20 protein-coding genes are annotated in these 19858 nt (G+C 54.0%); 3 read left to right on the top strand and 17 right to left on the bottom strand.

The annotated features are described in order from the left end of the window. Positions 1–13 precede the first annotated feature (13 nt). Positions 14–529 carry an RNA methyltransferase gene (locus tag ACAM_RS05505; protein ID WP_062662094.1) on the top strand — a complete coding sequence of 172 codons (516 nt, stop codon included), beginning with the start codon at positions 14–16 and terminating at the stop codon, positions 527–529. Here the strand turns inward: ACAM_RS05505 and ACAM_RS05500 are convergent. The 6 genes from ACAM_RS05500 to ACAM_RS05475 all read right to left on the bottom strand — a co-directional run bounded on the left by ACAM_RS05500 (position 526) and on the right by ACAM_RS05475 (position 8104). Further along, positions 526–1602, bottom strand: coding sequence for an ABC transporter ATP-binding protein (locus tag ACAM_RS05500; RefSeq protein ID WP_022541829.1), 1077 nt, complete (start codon positions 1600–1602; stop codon positions 526–528). The genes ACAM_RS05505 and ACAM_RS05500 overlap by 4 nt on opposite strands. 7 nt (positions 1603–1609) lie before the next feature. Then, entirely contained in the window at positions 1610–3394 is a 1785-nt protein-coding gene (locus ACAM_RS05495; protein ID WP_022541828.1) for an ABC transporter permease, read from the bottom strand. A gap of 9 nt (positions 3395–3403) precedes the next feature. Continuing rightward, positions 3404–4963: an ABC transporter substrate-binding protein gene (locus ACAM_RS05490; protein ID WP_022541827.1), complete on the bottom strand. Its 1560-nt coding sequence runs from the start codon at positions 4961–4963 to the stop codon at positions 3404–3406. A 43-nt stretch (positions 4964–5006) separates the two neighbouring features. Beyond that, on the bottom strand, positions 5007–5450 hold the full coding sequence (locus ACAM_RS05485; protein WP_022541826.1) for a vitamin K epoxide reductase family protein: 444 nt from the start codon (positions 5448–5450) through the stop codon (positions 5007–5009). Between the two features lie 118 nt (positions 5451–5568). Continuing rightward, the gene (locus ACAM_RS05480) at positions 5569–7284 is read right to left on the bottom strand and encodes a cytochrome b (protein WP_022541825.1); all 1716 of its coding nucleotides are present in this window, start codon (positions 7282–7284) and stop codon (positions 5569–5571) included. 22 nt (positions 7285–7306) lie between these two features. Further along, positions 7307–8104, bottom strand: coding sequence for a Rieske 2Fe-2S domain-containing protein (locus tag ACAM_RS05475; protein ID WP_022541824.1), 798 nt, complete (start codon positions 8102–8104; stop codon positions 7307–7309). A 384-nt stretch (positions 8105–8488) separates the two neighbouring features. On the opposite strand from ACAM_RS05475, the gene ACAM_RS05470 reads away from it, so the two are divergent. Continuing rightward, positions 8489–9100 (top strand): O-methyltransferase, encoded by a 612-nt coding sequence (locus ACAM_RS05470; protein WP_022541823.1) that lies wholly within the window; start codon positions 8489–8491, stop codon positions 9098–9100. Positions 9101–9132: 32 nt separating this feature from the next. On the opposite strand, the gene ACAM_RS05465 is transcribed toward ACAM_RS05470, so the two are convergent. The 9 genes from ACAM_RS05465 to ACAM_RS05430 all read right to left on the bottom strand — a co-directional run bounded on the left by ACAM_RS05465 (position 9133) and on the right by ACAM_RS05430 (position 16547). Beyond that, positions 9133–9609, bottom strand: coding sequence for a copper chaperone PCu(A)C (locus ACAM_RS05465; RefSeq protein ID WP_022541822.1), 477 nt, complete (start codon positions 9607–9609; stop codon positions 9133–9135). A gap of 101 nt (positions 9610–9710) precedes the next feature. Beyond that, positions 9711–10880, bottom strand: coding sequence for a DUF6568 family protein (locus ACAM_RS05460; protein ID WP_022541821.1), 1170 nt, complete (start codon positions 10878–10880; stop codon positions 9711–9713). Positions 10881–10939: 59 nt separating this feature from the next. Further along, the gene (locus ACAM_RS05455) at positions 10940–11704 is read right to left on the bottom strand and encodes an SCO family protein (RefSeq protein ID WP_022541820.1); all 765 of its coding nucleotides are present in this window, start codon (positions 11702–11704) and stop codon (positions 10940–10942) included. 121 nt (positions 11705–11825) lie between these two features. Then, entirely contained in the window at positions 11826–12416 is a 591-nt protein-coding gene (locus tag ACAM_RS05450) for a cytochrome c oxidase subunit II (protein ID WP_022541819.1), read from the bottom strand. Next, positions 12406–12540, bottom strand: a complete 135-nt coding sequence (locus tag ACAM_RS08490; protein WP_022541818.1) for a hypothetical protein — start codon at positions 12538–12540, stop codon at positions 12406–12408. Before ACAM_RS08490 ends, ACAM_RS05450 begins: the two co-directional genes overlap by 11 nt. A gap of 107 nt (positions 12541–12647) precedes the next feature. After that, positions 12648–13220, bottom strand: a complete 573-nt coding sequence (locus tag ACAM_RS05445; RefSeq protein WP_022541817.1) for a thioredoxin domain-containing protein — start codon at positions 13218–13220, stop codon at positions 12648–12650. Positions 13221–13336: 116 nt separating this feature from the next. Next, a complete protein-coding gene (gene gatB / locus ACAM_RS05440; RefSeq protein WP_022541816.1) occupies positions 13337–14797 on the bottom strand; it encodes an Asp-tRNA(Asn)/Glu-tRNA(Gln) amidotransferase subunit GatB in 1461 nt (486 codons plus the stop codon). Then, positions 14794–16236, bottom strand: coding sequence for an amidase family protein (locus ACAM_RS05435; RefSeq protein ID WP_022541815.1), 1443 nt, complete (start codon positions 16234–16236; stop codon positions 14794–14796). Before ACAM_RS05435 ends, gatB begins: the two co-directional genes overlap by 4 nt. Next, positions 16233–16547 carry an Asp-tRNA(Asn)/Glu-tRNA(Gln) amidotransferase subunit GatC gene (locus tag ACAM_RS05430; RefSeq protein WP_022541814.1) on the bottom strand — a complete coding sequence of 105 codons (315 nt, stop codon included), beginning with the start codon at positions 16545–16547 and terminating at the stop codon, positions 16233–16235. Before ACAM_RS05430 ends, ACAM_RS05435 begins: the two co-directional genes overlap by 4 nt. 69 nt (positions 16548–16616) lie before the next feature. On the opposite strand from ACAM_RS05430, the gene ACAM_RS05425 reads away from it, so the two are divergent. After that, entirely contained in the window at positions 16617–17522 is a 906-nt protein-coding gene (locus tag ACAM_RS05425) for a triphosphoribosyl-dephospho-CoA synthase (RefSeq protein ID WP_022541813.1), read from the top strand. Positions 17523–17603: 81 nt separating this feature from the next. Here the strand turns inward: ACAM_RS05425 and ACAM_RS05420 are convergent, their stop codons facing one another. Then, positions 17604–18788: a citrate/2-methylcitrate synthase gene (locus ACAM_RS05420; RefSeq protein WP_022541812.1), complete on the bottom strand. Its 1185-nt coding sequence runs from the start codon at positions 18786–18788 to the stop codon at positions 17604–17606. A 117-nt stretch (positions 18789–18905) separates the two neighbouring features. Further along, complete coding sequence (locus ACAM_RS05415; protein WP_022541811.1) at positions 18906–19850, bottom strand: helix-turn-helix transcriptional regulator; 945 nt, start codon at positions 19848–19850, stop codon at positions 18906–18908. Positions 19851–19858 lie beyond the last annotated feature (8 nt).

Here is a 19858-nt window from a genome sequence, read left to right as displayed (position 1 = left end):
CTGGGGGGATGGGTTGGAGGCCGGCAGGATACACATAGGAGCAGCTGGCACCCCCCTCGAAGCCGGAGTGTTCATCTCCTCAAGCCTCCTCCTGTCCCATGGAGTCAGGCAGGGAGTTCTTGCTGCTGTGAGGCTTGGGGCTAGGTGGATACTCGCGAGGTCCTCCGACGTGAGAAGACTCTACCCCGACGCAGACAGTCTAGAGGGGTGGGTTAAAGCGGTTTTGAGGGGCCGACCCCTGGGAGCCTCCCTCATACAAGGGGGGGTTAGGGATGTGATGAGCTACATCGGCGTGAAGCCGGAGGAGCTGCTCTGCGTAGACTACGCAGGCGGGGGAGTATGGCGGGATGAAGAGAAGCTTGCAGCGTATAGAAGGGCGGTTTACGGCGATAAGCTGTGCAGCGAGGCGGGGGCTGCAGAGCGGGTTTACACCCCCGCTCCACTCAATGTCGCCCCAGCACTTGTTAACATAGTTTGGGATAGGGTCGACGCGGGGCTTGGCATACCGGGGCCATGTAGGAAGTGCTAGCTGCTGCCAGTGTGCCTGTAGACCTTAGCCTCCTCAGGGTCCACGTAGAACCTCACGGGCTGGCCTGGCGCCGGTGCTCTACGCGGGTCAGAGTATATTGTGATCTCCTGGCCCCCGACCTCTACCTTGAGCTGTGTTCTCCAGCCTAGAAACATGGCTAGAGAGACTGTTCCTTCGAACACATTCTCCCCGTTATACTCGCTGCCTGCCTTGACCCTCTCAGGCCTAATTACCACCCTGACCCTCTCACCCTCCCTAAGGCCCCCCTCCATGTCGGTCCCCACTATGGAAAGGCCCCCCTCAATCATGACCCTAACCATACCGCTGCCCAGTACCTCGGAGACAATGCCCTCAAGAACAGTGGACCTCCCTATGAATGTTGCCACGAAATATGTAGCCGGCTTCTCATAGACTTCCACAGGCGTCCCCACCTGCTCTACCCTACCCCTGTTCATAACTGCCACCCTGTGGCTTATGCTAAGGGCCTCCTCCTGGTCATGGGTCACATAGACTATGGTGACGCCGAGCCTCTTCTGAAGCCTAACTATCTCCTCTCTCATCTTCAGCCTGAGGTGGGCGTCTAGGTTGCTTAGAGGCTCGTCCATGAGGAGGACCTCGGGCTCCGTCACTATAGCCCTCGCCACCGCCACCCTCTGCTGCTGCCCCCCGCTCAGCTGGTGGGGGTAGCGGTCCAGAAGATGGTCGATCTCGAGAAGCTCGGCAGCCCACCTAACACGCCTGACAATTTCGCTCCTAGGCAGCTTGCGGAGCTTTAGGCCGTAGGCTATGTTGTCGAACACCCTCATATGAGGCCAGAGGGCGTAGTTCTGGAAAACCATAGCAGTGTTCCTCTCATAAGGTTTCAGCATTGTAACGTCCCTATCCCCTATGTAGACCCTCCCTTCGTCGGGGGTTTCGAAGCCCGCTATAACTCTCAGGGTAGTTGTCTTCCCGCAGCCGCTGGGGCCTAGGAGCGTGAAGATCTCTCCATCGCTGATCTCAAGGCTGACACTGTCGAGGGCTACAGTGGTGCCGAACCTCTTTGTCACCCCTTCCAGATTTATGCCAGCCACGGGTGCTTCACACCCCTATGAATGCGTACCTCTGCTTCAACGCCACGTTCACGAAAGTTATAGCCGCTACCTGTATAGCCATCAATATAACCACTATGGATGCTGCCAGGTGCACGAAAGCTCCTCCCCCATAACCCCCGGTTACGTAGTCGTAGATTATGTATGTTATGGGAGAGTAGTCTTCGTTGAGACCGCCTATCGTTATGCTGGTGCTCACCTCTGTGACGCTGTAGACGAAAGTTAGGAGCACACCACCCAGGAGGTTTATGCCTATGAGAGGCACCGTTATGTCCCGTATAACCCTAAGTCTTCTGGCCCCAAGGTTCATCGCAGCCTCTTCCAGGCTCTTGTGGAGATGCTTCAGCCCGGCGAAGGCTGCTCTGGTGGCGAAGGGGCTCTTCCTAACCGAGTATGCCAGGACCAGGAAGAGGGCTGGGAATTCGTAGGGGTCTAGTATCGTGCCTTTGGTAAAGTCTGTTGAGAACATTATGAGGAACCCGAGGGCTAGGGCCAGGCCGGGGAGGGCTATAGGTATTGTCGCCAGGACGTCTAGGGGCTCCGAGAGCCTCGTCCTAAGCCTCTCAACCGAATACGATGTTGTCACAGCTATTACTATTGAGATGATCGAGGCGAGTAGGGCGTAGGTCACACTATTCCTAAAGGCGTTCACCACTCGACCGTCGCTCAGGACCTCCCTCATGTGATCCAGGGTGAGGCCCTGGGGCACGGTGCCAATCCAGCTCTCGCTGAAGGCGTACACGACGACTCCTAGCTGGGGTGAGATGCTTACGAGTATCCAGGGTATAAGGATGAGGTATATGAGGGCCTTCGCAAGGGGCCCCGGCTCCTCGAGCCTACGCTCTCTAACACCGCCTTTCTGAAGCATAGCGTATTGGCGTAGGCTGAGGTACCTCTTCACGGTGACGAACCAGAGGCTGGCTGTACTCACAAGAATCAGGGCTAGTATCAGGGTGTCCACAGAGATCTCCTCGACGCTCGGCGAGGCCAGAATCTCGTTGACTATCCACCTGGAGATAACGTTGTCCACCCTGAATGCTATGGGCGCTGCGAGGTCCTCCATGCTAAATATGAAGACGAGGGCGGCGCCAGCCGTTATACCCGGCATGGCGAGGGGTAGGGTTACTGTTCTGTGGAGCCTCAGCCCCCGCGCGCCAAGGTTTTCGGCCTGCTCTTTGAGGCTAGGGTCTATCTGTACCATGCTTGCAAACGCGTTAACATAGACTATAGGCCAGAACATGAGGGTCTGTGTTAGGATGACCCCGGCTAGGCCCTGGAAGTAGACTGACACTCCAAAGAGTGACCCGGTGATCGACGCTAGAACCCCGTTGTCCTTGCCGAAGAGGTTGTAGACTACGAACGCGTTTACGAAGGGGGTGTAGAGAAGCGGCAGCATCATCACTATCCTCACCACATCCCTCCCTGGGAAATAGTATGAGGATGTTAGGAGTGCTGCTGCTGTGCCTACAATAGTGGAGAATAGGGTTACTAGGGTTGCCACTATTACTGTGTTGACTATGACGCCGTAGTCCTTTAGAGAAATTATGAGTTTGTCGGGACCGGTGGGGAGGTCTATATACTTGAAGTGGGAGCCAAGCGGCCTCTTGCTAACGAAAGGATAGTCGAGGAGGCCCCCCAGGGGGTAGTCGATGGATACGAGGGTGACGAGGGGCTTGTAGAGCAGGAGGGCCAGTGGAGCTATGAGCAGGAGGGTGAAAAAGGCTAGCGGGAATGCTGTGAATATGAGGGCACTCGGGTCTAGCCGCCTGGGCAAGGCCTTTGCTCAGCCCCCTAGCGAGGAGAGCTCGTCGAGGAGGGACTCGTACTTCGCTATAGCAGCTTCCCTCCACGCCGAGATGTAAGCATCCTTAAGCCTCGGGTTCTCCCTAAGCACGCCAGTAACCCTTGCTGCGTCCTCCTCTGTAAACACCTTTTCCTCGCCGGTGGCTGGGTCGAGATACTTTAGAGGCGACCCGAGTCTGGACATGTAGTCGTTGAAAGTCTGCTCGTCTATCTTGCCCTCCATGAGAAGCTGGACCATAGTCATCCACACTTCCTTAAGTATCCCGTTCAGGTCTACCAGTGTTGCCTTGAAGTAGAGCTGCATAGCCGACTCTATTTTAAGTGCCTCTTCGTCGCTGAACTCCATAGACTTAGCCTGGGAGAGCTTGTCGTATATTGTTTTGAGGTCCTGCCTCTCCCTGCCCTCGGGCAGCTCGAAAGCCTTCGGGTTAGAGGGCAGCCTGTTGATGTCCTCCCTGAACCATATCTTCTGGCCCTCAGTTAGCACCCACGCTATGAAAGCCTGTGCCGCCTCGGGGTGCTTGGAAGTTGTGAGGAGGGCTATGGGGTCGCCGTTTATGATGGTCTCCCCCTCAGGTATGATATACTCTGTAGCCGGGTTGGCCTTCATAGCTGTGTAGCCGTAGAAGTCGATTGTTATCCCTATAGCCACCCTACCCTGGATAACATCGTCCCTAACCTCCGCGCTACCGCCTTCAACCAGGGCGTTAGCCGCCATTCCAGTGAGGACCCTCCAGCCCTCTTCCCAGCCGTAGGCCTGGAGTATTATCTCGTACATCCTAGTGTTGCTTGTAGACCTAGTTGGGTCTGCTATCGCAATCACTGGTCTGTTCTCGAGGACAAGAGGGCCGGCGTACACGGGTGACGCAAGGTCGGCCCACCTCTTAGGAACAGGTAGGTTGTACTGGTTTAGCACGTCATGGTTCACCGTGAAGCCGAAGCTGGCGACGCTGGCTGCAACCCAGTATATCCTTCCCTCGCTGTCTACACGCTTCATAGGGGCACCGGCAAAGAGGTCTGGGATCTGTGCAGCGGCATTGAGGGCGGCGTCGCTGGTGAGGGGGGCTAGGTAGCCCGCCTGGTATAGCTGGTCGAATAGGGTTGGGCCGCCTCCCCAGGCGACGTCTATATCGCCTCTACTCTCTATGGCGCTTATCCAGCTCACGGGCGGCACGGAGTAGAACTTTATATCAACGATATTATACCTCTTAGCTATATCACTCTTAAGGAACTCCTCCTTCGCCGCCAGCTGTATCTCCCCTGGATGGCGGGTCAGAACCCTTAACACTACTGGCCCTGTCTCGACTTTTGTCTCGGTCGTGGTTTCCGCACCTCCTCCAACACCCCCCTCTGTAGTCGTCGCCGTGGTTGTCGTTACACCCGTTGCCTCTGTTGTTACCCCGGTCTCCTCTGTCTCTACAGGGGTGGTGGTCGCCGTCTCTTCGCCGCCTGGTCGGAGGAGTAGAGCGGCCCCGACGACTATCACGACGAGCAGAAGGCCTGCTATTAAAATGTAGGTAGTCCTGTTTTGGGAGGCCATTACAGGGGCTACCTCCGCTATATAACAGCTTTGATCAGGGCTCTTAACCTCCTAAAACCTCCGCCGCCGCTGCCGCTAGGGCTAGTATTAGGGAGATGTGCATTACAGTGCACCACAGGCATATTGCCCTTGCAACCCTCACCTCAAGGTATACGAGATACGGCACAGCAGCTGCTCCAGCAGCCGTGAGCAGTTGTGAAATACCGAGTAGAAGGCCTATGTCTAGGAGCACCCCCAGGAGGGCGGCTGCAAGCGTGGCGGTAAAGTATATGGGGGCGAGCTCCGAGAGGTGGATTCGCCCGGCTATGAACGCCTGGGGTATGACGTAGGCTGACCTACAGCTTATCCAACCCTTGTTTTCGGCTTTGCAGACGAAACCGCCCCCCATAAGGCTTCTCCTAAATTCGATGAAGCCGCCTATGCTGGCTAGCCAGCCTACTGTCAGTAAGGCCAGGTATACAATGTTTAGTGGATCTGCATCTACCATCGCACAACCCGTGATGTAGGCTTATAGGGAGCTAGGGGAGAAATAGGTGGTTGTATCATCTCGACGGGGCTGCGGGGTTGAGAATGTGTCAAAACATGGAAAAACCGTTCTCGCCTCTCTACAGTACGAAGATTGCAGCTAGGGCTAGAGCTAGGTAGGGTAGGCAGTGGACTTTAAGCTCGCTGACCACGTCTCCACGCGGTATCCACTCTGCGGCGAGCGCCCTGAAGAGTGCGTGCGCGAGTGCTCCACCCGATAGTAGTAGAAGCCCTGTTAGTACTGTGGCCTGCATTGCATAGGCTACAGGGTCTATGATGGCTATCGCCGTCAGTGCTATTAGGGAGAACGCAGCTATACCCACCTCGCCAAGCGCTGCCAGCAGCAGGTACCAGGGTATGGAGGTGTCCGGGTCTTGCACGGGCTGTAGCTCCCCCTCGGGCTCCACCCTAAGTTTAGCCGCTATCCAGCCAAGTATTACCGCGGCGAACGCCAGGCCTAGGAAGCCCACTGCAACCTCTTGGTGAAGCTCCGGCACGCCAAGCGCCATACCAAGTAGCGGGGGTAGAGCTGTGGCCGCCGCCAGCAGGCCTGAGGAGGCTATGAAGTCTCCAGGCGTTATGTCCTCACCCACCCTAACCTTCCTGAGCAGGTAGAGGCCTGCTATTGTAATAGCCAGTGGTGGGCTCGCTACGGTGAGCAGCTGCACCAGCCTTATAGGTATACCAGGCTCTATCATAGACCAAATGGTCAGCTGCATATAGCCGGTTAGCAGTATTATGCCCAGGCCGGTTATCCAAGGCCTGTCAACAGGGTTTGTGGAAACCTTTCTATCCACGAAGGGTATGAGCATTAATATCAGCGGCGGTAGGACGAGCGCCACTATAAACTGGAGCAGCTGGGGCGTGTTCTCCAGGCTGAGTGTCAGGAAAGTCATCTGGAAGATCCTGTAGGTGTAGAGGAAGAACCATGGGGGCATTGGTGTGAAGTCCTCAGCCTCAACAGGGTATGGCTTGAAAAGGGGTGGTAGTAGGTCTGCGAACCTCTGAGCCATGCCAGCGGTAAAGACTATAAAGCCCCACGTCATAAGGGTGACTGCCAGTATGAAGACGAGGTTGACCGGGAACCACGGCGCCAGGTCCTTCCTATCCTGCGGTATCTTCGCAGGCTCGGCCTTCCAGCCCGTCTCCTCCTCCTTCGGGGCTGGGCCGTGGACCTCGAAGAGGCCGAAGTGGAGTAGGAAGAGGAGGAATACTGTGGCGGCGAGGAGCACGTGGAGGGCGGTTATCCTGAAGTACCTTTCGGCGGGGTCTAGGCCGAAGAGTATTGCAACAACATAGAGCCCCAGCTCCTCTCCGAGGCTCCTGAGGTTGAGTGCTGAGCCGATGTTTACAGCCTCCTTAGCTATCCTATCCCCGACAAGACTGTAGCCGAAGAACGCCGTCTGGAGGGCTAGGAAGCCTGTTGCAACACCGACTATCCACACCAGCTCCCTAGGCCTCTTGTATACTCCCTTGAACAGGTTTCTGAAAGCGTGGGCGAAAACCCCTATTAGCATGAAGTGGGCTGCGTAGAGATGGCTTGTAAGCAGGAGGGCGCCGAACGGCCTCTCGAAAATTATAGCCTTACTAGACTCCAGCGGATCCGTGGGCCTATAGTAGAAGAGCAGCAGAAGGCCGGTTAGGGCAAGCCAGAAGAAGCTAGAGGCGACTATAGCCCCCAGCCATATGTCTAGCGTGAAATAGCTGTAGGGCACCCTATAGAATGGAAGGTGGCCTAAGCCACCCCTCTCGTATATCCACTCCCAAGCCTTCCTCGCAAGCATCCTAGCAGCCATAGCCCCACACCCCTTCCCATGGTTAGCACTGAACCTTCTCGGGCTCCCTGTTAACACCCACTACAACCGTGGAGCCTACTAGCTTTCCGCATGTGTTGCAGACTTTGCCGAGTATGGTGGGGCCCACAACGTCGACCGCATAAAGCTCGTCAGTCGCCGGGTCCCACTCGAGCTTTATGGCGGGCAAAGGCTTTACTGTGGGGGGTGTTAGCACTATGGAGCCTCTTGAGGGGTCGTAGGCCGATCCGTGGCACATACAATGCAGCACGCCCCCTTTAGCCCCCACGTCGGGTGGGTTTGTTGTTATTGGTGTGCCCGGAGGGTAGTATCTGAGGGCTGGGTAGGGGCAGCCCAGGTGCTGACATATTAGGTTGTAGGCCACTATGTTGCCGTCTGGACCAACGCCGGGCGGGTAAATGAAGAACCCGCCTCCCGTCGCAATCTCTTCGAGTCTCCTTATCTCGCTATCGCTTAAATCACCGTCAAGCCACGCCGGAGGCTCCATAGCGGGGTTCATCTGGCTGGGAACCCTCATCTCGGGTATTCTAATAGGCTTCCCGCTGGGAGTCTCGAGCTTTAGAAGAGTATTTATAGTATCCACAAGAGGATAGTAGAAGAGGTAATGAGTGTTAGCCTCCAGCTCCGAAGCCTTGACCGGGCTACAGTCTTCCCAGACCAGCTTGCTCCTGGGCATCTCCCCCCTAAGTATCGGCGGGACCGTATACCTAACTATAGGCGGAACTACTCCTAGGAGCGATACGGCAACTCCAGCAGCCCCGACAAGCTTTAGAAAATCCCTCCTCCTAAGCTTAACAGCCAAACCCCTACTCCCCCAGGCGGTCTAGTCAGCCTGTACAAGGTTTAAATATAGTCGAACAACTAACTCTCTTCTCCAGAAGCATCCTATATATTGAACAATATAATTCATGTGGCTTTAGTTAGAAGTGTTTAAGTAGGAGCCTCTACTGCATTCTAGCCAGCCGATATAGTGGAATATAGCATGTCTTCTGGTAGGAGGCTTTTAGCAAGGGTTAGTTTCTGGGTTAGGCTGATAATATCTGCGTGACTCGAAGCCCGCTGGGATCATGTAGACTATGTACTAGACACTACTGGATGCTTGAAGATACTCTGGCTGCAGTAGCAGATATAAAACGCTAATAGCGAATTTATGAAACAGCGGTTCGAGCGAGCGGTGGCATAAACTATGATTAGCGAAGCCAGGCAGTTCCAAGTATTCTCGGAAAATATTAGGAGGGCTAGTATTGAGCTTGGCATTCCTGCTATAGACCCTGAGGACGGCCTTATACTAGCTTCCATAGCATATTTGGTTGGCGGCGGAAAGAGGACTTATGTTGATGCTGGCGCTGGCATCGGCTATTCGACCGTCTGGATAGCCTACGGAGCTTACCATAGGTGTTTGGAGATGGCTTGTAGGATAATTGCTATCGAGTATGAGGGGGAACTGGCTAACATTCTCTCGAGGAAGCTTGAAGGGGCCAGGGATATGTTCGGGGGGAGGATAGAGTTTGAGGTTGTAGAGGGCGATGCTCTAGACTATTTCTCGGACCTAGAATCTAAAGGAGGGGAGGCTTTTGATATGGCATTTGTGGATATAGAGAAGAGGGACTACCCCAATGCTTTAGCTAAGCTTGAAAATCTGCTGGTAACTGGAGGTGTAGCCGCCTTCCACAACGCCTTTCAACCTCCCCCGCCATCCAAATTCTTTAGCATGGTATCGAAGGAGCCGTGGAAGCCCGTGGTTCTACCCACTCCAGCTGGCTTGCTTCTCGCGTCTAAAACGCCACATAAAACATGAACATGAAGCTGGCATTCGAGGATGCCTACGGCTTACGGCTCCTCTAGGGGTGCAGCTACCTCCTGCTCCACCAGAACTTTAATCTCTACAGTTCCATCCTCCACTATCTTATCTATGGCGCTTCTATCCCCCATTATCATTACGTGGTAGCTGCCCGGCCCCTGCCTCATCTCCAGTGTCTCCCCCGGCCCCAGGCATATAGGGCCTGCGGGCAGCATTACAACCCTTCCCTCCTCTTCAACGGTCTTGTGTATATCTACTACAACGTTGCCATTAACACTTTCGGCGATATCGGCGCCTACGATGCATGTGGTTTTACTGGTGTTATTTGCCACTGTGAGATAGACGCCTATAGATGATCCAGTGGATACCGCCTTTGAAGTAGCTACAACAACCCCCTTGTTTCCGCCTATAACGCTATGGGCTGCAAAGCCTATGGCTGCCCCGAGTAGAAGTGATGCTATGAGGGCAAGGAAGAATACTGACTTGCTATTTATAGAGGCCTGCAAGGCGGCTCTCCTTGGAGTACGGATAAGTAGGGAGACTAAATATAATTGTTTTGATACTTTCTCTAACAAGCTGTTATTGTCTGGGAGATAAACTATAATAACTATAATATGGCGGGGAGGTTATAGTAGATGAGATAGGCTCCCGCTCCTATTAACAATATTCCCTGTAGGTACTTCATGGCGCTAGCTCTCATAATCTTCTCGATTTTAACACCGGCTGAGGCTCCTATAGCGCCAGCTAGAGAGTAGGGGAGAGCATATCCTGCTGCAAAGGCTATGCTACTGGCTATGACCAGGTGTGGCGCCTTGCTTGCTAAGGCTATTGCTGTTAGGAGGAATGGAAGGCTGCACTGTAGGCCAAGCACTGGTAGCAGGATTTTTGCCTTGCCACCGCTTCTTATCAATACATCCCTCCCAGCTAGCGTTAGAGCGCCCCACGCTATTATCACGGACGCGGCGTAGTATATCATGAGCTGGTATATGTTTACGGGGATGAATATCGAGACCAGGTAGAGGAGGGAAAGTATGGTGCCGAGCCCAATGGCTGCTGCCATTATGCCAGTGAGGTTTATAACATAGCTTTTGAAGCGGAGCGACTCGGAGACTGATTGCGATGCAAAGGCTGCCACCATGGGTAGGCTGCACGGGGAGAACGCGGCTACAAGGCCCAGTAAGAATCCTACCACTGTAAGAGAAGCTATCAACTTGGGGTCGAATGTGTCTTTAACAAGATACGCCTGGCCTGGTGTAGAGTAGTCTATCATAAATACCTCTCCGCTTAGGCTCTTCTCCACGAACTCCTTCAAGGGACCATACTGGTCTCCGAACCCGAAGGTAGATACGTGCCTGGCCACCTCTACTCCATTCTTGTAGAGTATGAGTGTAGGTGTCCCCTCAACACCAAGATTGGTGAGGAGGTCGAAGGTAGACTCTGCATCGACCTTTATAAGGGTGTCGAGCCATACTTTCACCACCTTGACTTCGTTCTGCTCAGCCGCGAACCTTTCTATTGCTGGGTCTATCTTCTTACAGCCGAGACAGCCTGTCTGCCCTACGTAAACGAGAACCTTATCATAGCTTCTCACTACACTCCAATAATCCTTAGGATTATCAAGGAATATAATGTTCTCGTTCTTACTAGATTCGGTCACCATGAAGGAGAGGATAACCACGGCCACGAATATTATGGTGGCGAGCTTAAGCATAACACCTAGAGATACGGTCTTCGAGCTTCTCGAGATCCTAAGCTGGCTCTTCCCTCCCTTTCCCATCCCAGTCCCCCGCTATACCTATACTAGTATGGAGGGAGCAATATGATCTCCTATGTAATCTAGCCGCTCTCCTCCACCAAATTTAGAATATATTGGAGAATAGCCTCTGCAACCTGCTTCTGACCCCGCTGCCACCCCTCGTCGGTAGGGCTTATGAAATATCTAAACACGCCTTGGCTGTCAACTATTATAAACCCTGCAGTGTGATTCACCCCTATAAACCTGCACTCTCCCGAGTTTTTCAGGCTTAGGTAGTCTTCGTACGTTAGCTGGTTAACTATGCTGCCGTCCTTCTTAACACAATAGAGGCTGACGGCTATTCCAAACATGTCCCAGAGTTTCTCCTGCTTCTCGACGCTGTCGAGCACCCATATCCACCTTACCCCCTTCTCGAGGTAGTCTCCTGCCACGCTCTCCATATACCTCTCGCCATCCGCTATAGTCTCGTAGTACGGGTTTACGCCTATGGTCACGAAGACAACCTTATCCTGTAGGCCCCTGTCAACAAGCTCTCCCATGAGATAGAGCATGATAGCCGACTCCCAATGGCAGACGTCGGGACAATTCACATATTGGGGGACGACGATATTGACCACACCTTCAACAGGTATTCTTATCTCCCCCTCGTTGCTCAACGCCTCCACAGGCTCCAAGGGCTTGTTGTACTCTATAGCCGCTACATAACTGTTGTAGGATGCTATGCTTGTGTTGCCGACAAGCTTGGTTATGACTGTAGATGCGACTATCAGCGCCACCCCGACACTAATGGCGAAAGCTACTAATACAACGCCAACTGCAATAAAAGCTGTTCTACGGTCTACCACTTTTGGTACCCATGGAGCTGGATTAGACGTGTGAAGCTGATTATTTCTTCATTATAATTTGAGGGAACAAAGAAGAGGCGGGCTCCACTAGATCTTCTTAAGAGTTTTCCCGGTTTGGAGCCTATGACGTTGGAACCAGCGTAAGCCCCGTAGTGGCTGAGAGGGTGTCCACCATGCCTGCTATTATCTGTTGAGCTCCTGCCTCACTCTCTGACAATGCCTGCTGGCTTCTCTCTATAACCAGGCTTGCTTTCATGAACTGGTGGCCGACGCCGCAGTACTCGTTACATAGTATAAGGTACTCACCCTCCGCGTTCTTGGGCGGATACCACGTGAACTTTGCTATATAGCCGGGGATGACCATGAAGTTGACATTTGTGCCCGCAATTTCAAAGCCGTGTATAACGTCGGTAGTTGCTACATAGAACGTCACCTGCTTGGGATCCTTGAGCACTATGTTTGAGGGTATCCATACGAACTGCCTCCCTACTATGTACACTTCGTAGACACCCTCGGCCTTCTCCACTACAGGCGTGGTCTGCGCCTTCCGAACTATGTCATCGAGAGCCTGCTGGTCAGCCTTTATCGCTTCGCACGCAGGGTTCACGTTGAGCGCGTAGCTATAGTACGCCAAGCTCGATATAAACCCTGCTAGAACGGCAACAATTATCGCTATAAACATGTACTCGTAGACAAGCCCGTTACGCGCCATTGAAGAATCCCCTCTCAACCATGATGAGGGCAACGGATATCCAGGCTAGTATAAGCAGTGCGGTCCAGACTGCCATGACAGCGAATGCCCCTCTCCCAGCACCCGAGTTAGCCCTCTCACCCACCCTACAGCACCCCAGATTTTCTCTCTGCCAATAAAAACTAAACTATGTTTTAAAATGTTAAAACAATACGCGGGTCTGGCCATTATTTACAGTGTAAAATATATGCTCTACCTCCTGGCGAACATGTACGCTGCAGCCGCTATAAGGACCACGATCAGCAGCGCTATAGCTGCTGCCAGGCCGAAGGGTATACCCGCCTCAGCCTTCTCGGTCTGCGTCTCCACGGTTTCAGTTTCCCCGGTGGTGGCCTGTGGGGTTGTGGTCTCCTGGGCTGTCTCGGTCTGCGTTGTCTCGCCGCCGCTCACACCCGCGATGGATAGGAAGAACTCGTTTATCTTCTGTATGTCAGGGTCACTAGGCTGTTTTCCAACGTTCTGCGCCATAGTAGCCATAAGGTCATCCCAAGTGTTGAAAGCTCCCTTCTGGCCGAAGTACGCCACATCCCTGGCAAACGCATCTATATCTCCACCGTACTTCTCTGGAACCTCTTTAAGCTCATTAACGATCTCGTCCCATGTTGCCGCTACTGTTCCGTTGTGACAGCTCACGCAACCGATGCTCTCGAAAGTAGCCCTAGCCTCCTCCTCGCTGGGCTGAGCGTACATTAGGTAGCCGGTTAGGGCGAAGACTGAAAGCATAATGATTGACACCATAGCGAACGCAGTCGCCCTTACCCTCATAGCTGTAGCCACCTCAATCTAGAATCTAGACCCATGAGTCTATGGATTGGTATTGAAGGGAAAATAAGCTATTAGAGGGTGTGGCAGTGCAGTCCAGTATATATTTCTTCACCCTCTTAACTATCCTCCTCTTTTATAGCTGAAAGCCTTCGGAGAAGGATCTCCCTGGCTTGACGCGGGTCCAGCGCCCTGCCCTTGGCGGCCCTCATAACCTGGCCTACGAGATAGTTAAGTGCCTTCTTCTTCCCAGCCAGGTAGTCTTGGACAGCCTGCTTCTCCCTATTCAAAACATCCTCGACCAGACTCTCGATATCCTCAACCTTCTCCGGCAGGAGGCTTCTAACATCGGCCTCCGGGTTAGCTGCAAGCTTGGGCACTACTAGACCCTTTATACTATCGTAGGTGTAGTCTCCCTTGGCTATTAGGTTTGAGAGGACTACAATAGACTCTGGCGGAGGCCAGTTGCCAGGGCTGTAGAGGTCCTTCCCCACCTCCTTAAGCTCGCCCTTCAGATCTACACCAACAAGCCGGGCCGCTATCCCCGGGTCAGCCCCGAGCTTAACGGCTTCCAGGAATAGGCGGGCTGCTGGGAGTGTGCTTGTTATGCTCCACGCTATCTCCCTCCTAACCCCCATAGACTCTATCTCCCTGTAGACGGTTCCCGGCGTTCTTGAAGCGAGCTTCTCAGCCTCTGCGAGCATGGCTTCCGTAATCTCTACTGGGGGGAGGTCTGGGTCGGGGAAGTATAGGTAGTCAGCCTCCTCCTCTTTAACCCTCAGCGGCTTTGTCATACCCCTCTCCGCATCCCAATGCCTGGTTTCCCTTTCCACCCTGCCTCCCTTCTCGACTATAAGCCTCTGCCTCGATATCTCAAATTTCAACGCCTTCTCCACGTCCTGGGTCGAACCTATGTTTTTAACTTCAACGCGCTCGCCCCCTGCTATGCTGATGTTCGCGTCGACCCGGAACACTCCCTCGAGCCTGGGATTAGTAGCCCCGATATACTCGAGGGTGAGGAGGAGGTAGTCAACGAGCATCCTGGCGTGGCGGGGACTGGGGATATCCGGCTCGGTAACTATCTCCAGAAGGGGTACTCCGCTTCTATTATAGTCAACTAGGGCGTACCTGCTGGTGAGTATGCTGCCCTCATAGTACGTCTTCCCAGGATCCTCCTCGAGGTTTATCCTCCTTATCCTAACCCTCTCCCAGCTCCAGTCGTCGGTGTCGAGATACTCTAGGAGCCCTCCCATGCAGACGGGCGCTCCGCCCGCTTTTTCGAACTGTGTTATCTGGTAGTTCTTTGGGAGGTCCGGATAGAAGTAATGCTTCCGAGTGAAAATAATGTTCCGGGGGACTCTACAGCCCAGGGCTATAGATGCTGCCAGGGCCAGCACTATGGGCCTCCTACTCGGGACGGGAAGAGCCCCTGGTAGGCCTAGGCAGACAGGGCAAACGTTCGTGTTGGGCTTATAGCTCCTGTACTCGCTGTCGCAGCCGCAGAAGAGCTTCGAGCCCGCGTTCGAGAGCTGGACATGTATCTCTAGCCCTATTTTGACGTTAACACCGCTACCCTTCAACCAGCAACCACCCCCGCCAGGCCTGTGATGCCCTCTATTATGCGGGCGGCGCCTACAAGAAGCCTCTCACCCATCCTAGGCCCGACTAGCTGAATTCCGATTGGGAGGCTTCCGCGTATATCTACTGGGAGGGCTATAGCTGGTAGGCCTGAAAGGTTTGCTAGAACAGTGTATATGTCCATCGCGTAGAGCTTCAGGGGGTCGTCCACCCTCTCCCCTATCCTGGGCGGCATTATTGGGCTGGCTGGGGTCGCCACAAGGCATTTTCCGACAGTCTTAAGCATAGTATCCCTTATGATGCGCCTAAGCTTGGTTGCAGCGAGATAGTACTCGTCCTTATATCCCTCGCTCAAAACGTACACTCCCATCAGTATACGCCTCTTAACCTCGAGCCCGAAGCCCTTGGCCCTAGCCTCTGCAGCCTGCCTCCAATAGTCGCCGCTTCTACCCCGGACAGGGTAGAGGGTTCCATCGTACCTGGCGAGGTTGGAGGCGGCTTCGGCGAGGGCTATAGTATAGTATGTTGGAAGAACGTACGACTCCACCCCTCCAAGGCTTATGTACTCAAGTCTAGCCCCCAGGCCCTCCAGCTCCCCCATGGTGTTGTAGAAGGCTCTCTTCACAATCTCCTCCGAGTGCTCCACCAGCCCTTCCGGTATGCAGAACGAGAGGTCCTCCGGCTCCAACCCTCCCTCGCCCTCGGCTGCAGTACCAAAATGGATGCTGGTAGCGTCGTACTCGTCAACCCCAGCTATGACGTCCAAGAGGATCATCGCATCCCAGCTGCTCCTAGCCATAGGGCTTATCTGCTCGAGGCTGTTAGCGTATGGAATGAGGCCATACCTGCTGACGAGGCCGTAAGTAGGTTTAAGCCCTACAGTGGCGGTGTAGGCTGCCGGCAGCCTAACGCTACCCCCAGTGTCGCTGCCCAGCGCAACATCACAGCCACCATAGGCTAGACAGGCTCCGCTACCGCTGCTGCTTCCCCCGGGAACCCTGGAGAGGTCCCAGGGGTTCCTGGTGGGGCCGAAGGCGCTGAATTCGCCTGTAGACCCCATGGCGAACTCGTCCAGGTTCGTCTTGCCAATTATTATAGCACCCTCACTCAATAGTCTCTCAACCACTGTGGCGTTGAAGGGGGGTATGTAGCCGTCTAGCATGCGAGACCCGGCTGTTGTGGGGAGGAAGCTTGTCGATATGTTGTCCTTGACACCAACAACCACTCCTTCCAGCCTTCTAGCCTCACCCCTTTTCCACCTCCTAGCAGACTCCTCGGCAGCGTTTAGGAGTACCTCCTCGGCCTCTAGCGAGATGAAGGCGTTAACCTCTCCCTCCCACCTCCTCAGCCTCTCGAGAACCTCGGATACGTGCTCCACAGGGTCAATGTCGCCCGCACGATAGGATTCTAGAAGTTGTTTAACCGTGTGGATACGCCTCAACGCCCTCCAACCTCCCTCCAGGGTACTCTAACCCTTCCTTCGCCGTCGAGCCTGCCGGGTTCTAGGAAGCTTTCTACACTAACCATCCTCTTCCTGTCGAGACCATCCCTAATCCTCGACTGCGTCTCCCAAACGTGGTACAGGGGTTCTGGGTCGACGCCCAGCTCCTCTAGAGCGCTGGAAACCTGGCCTAGATAGTCTGCGATCCTCTCTATATCCCTGCAGACTATCTCCTTCTCATCCCCCACAAGCTCTATATGGGCTATCTCCCTAAGCCTCTCTAGAATACTGCACCCCTTTTCTTCAGCCATAGAGACCGCCGCCCAGATCTAGCTTATCCCCCCGGGCAGTAATAGGTATAGTCTGTGGATTGAACCGGGATGACTGGTGACTGTAGCCTAGCTACAACGCTCAGCTACGGAGCAGTGCTGGAGCCCTACATACATCCTAAGCCTGGGGGAGTCACCCCCTATGTGAGTGAAGGTGGTAAGAGCTTCGGCGATTTCATACTCCACGCATCCCTCTCTTCCACCATAGTAGCATGGGGGTGTCTAAAGGCTAAGGAGAGGGGGCCGTCAGGCGTAATAGCCTCCGTAAAGGAGAGGTATCTAAAGGAGGTTGCCCCCCGTTTTAAGGGGAATATAGCCTACGGGACATTCATGCTCATGGCCCCCCTCTCTGTAGCGACAGCCTTATCGGCCAGTGGGGAGCCCGAGGTGCTGGCGAGGGTCGCAAGGGAGATAATCTACTGCTGTACAGGCCGAAGGGAGAGCCTTCTTCACTACTCCATACTAAGACGCCTAGCACCCTCACACCTTGGAAGGTATGCGGGGAAGCTGCCCGACGTGACTTCGGGAGACACGAGCGGCATACCACCATACCCTCTCCTCCTGAAGCTCAACTCGTGGGACATGGTCCATAGGGAGCTGGCGGAAGGCTACCCCTTAGCTCTTGAAGCTTACAAACGCTCTCTAGACAAGGTTATTGAGGGGCGTAGCATAGAGGAGGCTCTGCTAGAGGCCCTCCTCAAACTACTGGCAGACCACGGCGACACACTCATATACCAAAAATTTGGGGGGAGAGCGTTTAAGAGGGCTAGAGATGAGGCTGGGGCCGCGCTCCGAATATCCGAGAGGAGGGGAGTTAAATATGCCGTCGAATGGTTAGAGCGCCTCTGGAGAACCCGTGGGTGGAACCCAGGGGCCGCCCTTGATGTACTGGCTGTGGCTGCAGGCTTTCTGCTTATAACAATCCCTAGGTTGGAGGGCGATCGTGACGTTCGATGAGATATCCGGCCTGGGTACGGTGTGTATCAAAAGGTATCATAAGGTAAAAAGATTTATAGTGTGGGGGCTCGGGTCCAACTCTTACCTCCTACATCTCTCCTCGATAGGCTGGTACTTGAGGCCGGTCGGGCCCACGTACTTCTCTGTGGGCCTTATCAGCTTGTTGTTTAGAACCTGCTCTATATAGTGTGCGCTCCAGCCGACCACCCTGCCCATGGCGAATATCGGCGTGTACATGGGTATGGGTATGCCTAGCTGGTAGTAGAGGACTGCTGTGTATAGGTCTATGTTAGCGGGTATCTTCTTCTCCCTCCACATAACCTCCTCCGCCTTCTTCAGCACCTTCATCCAGAACTCCCCGTCCTTGAGCTTGGCGACGAACTTGGCTGCGACGTCGGTCCTTGGATCGTGTAGCTTGTAGATCCTGTGGCCGAAGCCCATTATCTTCTCCTTCCTGGCGAGCTTCTCCTTAATATACTCCTCGATGTAGTCGTATAGTGGCACACCCTTCTCCTCGGCCTTCTTCATCGCGTCAAGGAACATCTCCATAGCCTTCTCGTTGGCTCCTCCATGTAGTGGGCCCTTAAGGGCTGCTATACCTCCTGCTACAGCGCTGTAGAGGTCGCTGAGCGTGCTCCCTATAACTCTTGTGGTGAATGTAGATGCGTTGAAGCCGTGGTCCATGTAGAGCACTAGCGTCGACTCAAAAGCTCTCGCCTCGATATCGCTCGGCTCCCTCATTATTATCATTCTGAGCACATCCCAGGCGTGGTCCCTGCTCGGGTCGGGCCTCAGGAATGTGCCGTGGTGAGCGAGGTTCCAGCCTGTGGTGAAGATAACAGGCAGCTGTGCTGCGAGCCTCAGGGCATGGTCGTATAGGAAGTCCTCGTCGAACCTCCACTCAGGGGCGTAGTACTGGCCGAGGAGCGCCGTACCATAGATCCCGTAGAACATAGGGTGGGTTACCGGGACGTGCTTCATAGCGTCAAACAGCTTCTCAGGGATCTGACCCCTATACTTGTCTATCTTAGACCTTATCTCCTTCAGCTCCTCGTCGCATGGGAGCCTGCCGAAGAGTATCAGATGCGCCGCCTCGTAGAAGCTGGCGTGCTCGCCGATATCCTCTATAGTATACCCCCTATATATCGTGGCCTCGCCCTTGGGATCAACACCACTAATCTTAGTCTCGTCAACGATAACGTTAACCAAGCCCTTTGGGACGACTATATAGTTACCCTCAACCCTACACTCTGGCTGCTGGCTCATGAGGAACCACCACAGTAGCCAAATTTACTATATTTAAATGTGGAGTTGTTTACTTGGAAAACCCCTAACGTATATACCCGTCTATCGTATGAAGCTTTTAGCCAAAGAAAACGATGCCTAATTCTTGCTCTCATCCTCGTAATGCTTTACAAGTTCTACGACATTTGTCTTACCCTTCCTTATAATCCTGACGTAACCAAGAGACTCCAGCCTCTTCAGCCTCCTCCAGAGCGTCGACTTGGGGAGGCCAGTAGCCCTCAGCAGGGCAGGCTGCTCGGAAGTGCCCCCGGAGCTCTTCAGGGTGTCAAGTATGAGCTTATCAGTTGAATCTAGGGTAGTAACAACTGCCTCAACATTATTACCGCCGCTCCCCCGCCTATACACGTAGAATGCCGCTCCCCCGGCCAATAGTATGACGCCAAGAATAATGGCTACTATAACCGGGAGTAGTCCCCATCCCTCTCTAGCCTCAGCTTCAGTAGGTGTATTGTTAGTCCCGGCGCCTCCTCCAACTGCTGCTGTATTGGTGGCGTATTCTGCCGGGACGAAGGATATGGTTGAGGGCTCGCTAAACACTATCTCGAGAGTACTGTCCTTCTTGTCATAGGAAGTTATTCCGGAGGGGAGGCCCAAGAGGATTATTCCCTGCTCCACAACAAGCGTCACGGGCACACCTGGAGGGGTCACGTCAAAGCTGAAAACACCATCGCTAGCCCTTGTGTCCACGAGGTAAGTTATCTCCAGCAGGGTCTTCTCCTCAAGGGGTACTATAAGTGTGTTTCCCTCGACTATAGGAGGTATACTACCACCATCAGCTGTTGTAACCAGTATAGTGGCTAAAATTGGGGGGGTAGGGAGCTGGATACTAGCTAGGCCAGGTCCAGCCTCAGCCCAGACCCTAGCCTCCGCCACCCCATCGCTCCTAATAGTCACCTCGACATCAGTTATGCCAGCCTCTTCCTGCGCCAAGGCTGTGTGACTGGCGATCAGGATCCCTGCTAGCACGAGTATTAGTAACACTGCTGCACGTCCCGAAGCAGTTTCACCCCTCCAGCTGGTCATTCGGGTAG

Origin of the sequence: Aeropyrum camini SY1 = JCM 12091 (assembly GCF_000591035.1) — an archaeon.
GTDB classification, from domain to species: Archaea; Thermoproteota; Thermoprotei_A; order Sulfolobales; family Acidilobaceae; genus Aeropyrum; species Aeropyrum camini.
Note: the sequence above shows the minus strand (reverse complement) of the source record. Positions and strands in the feature narration are given on the sequence as shown.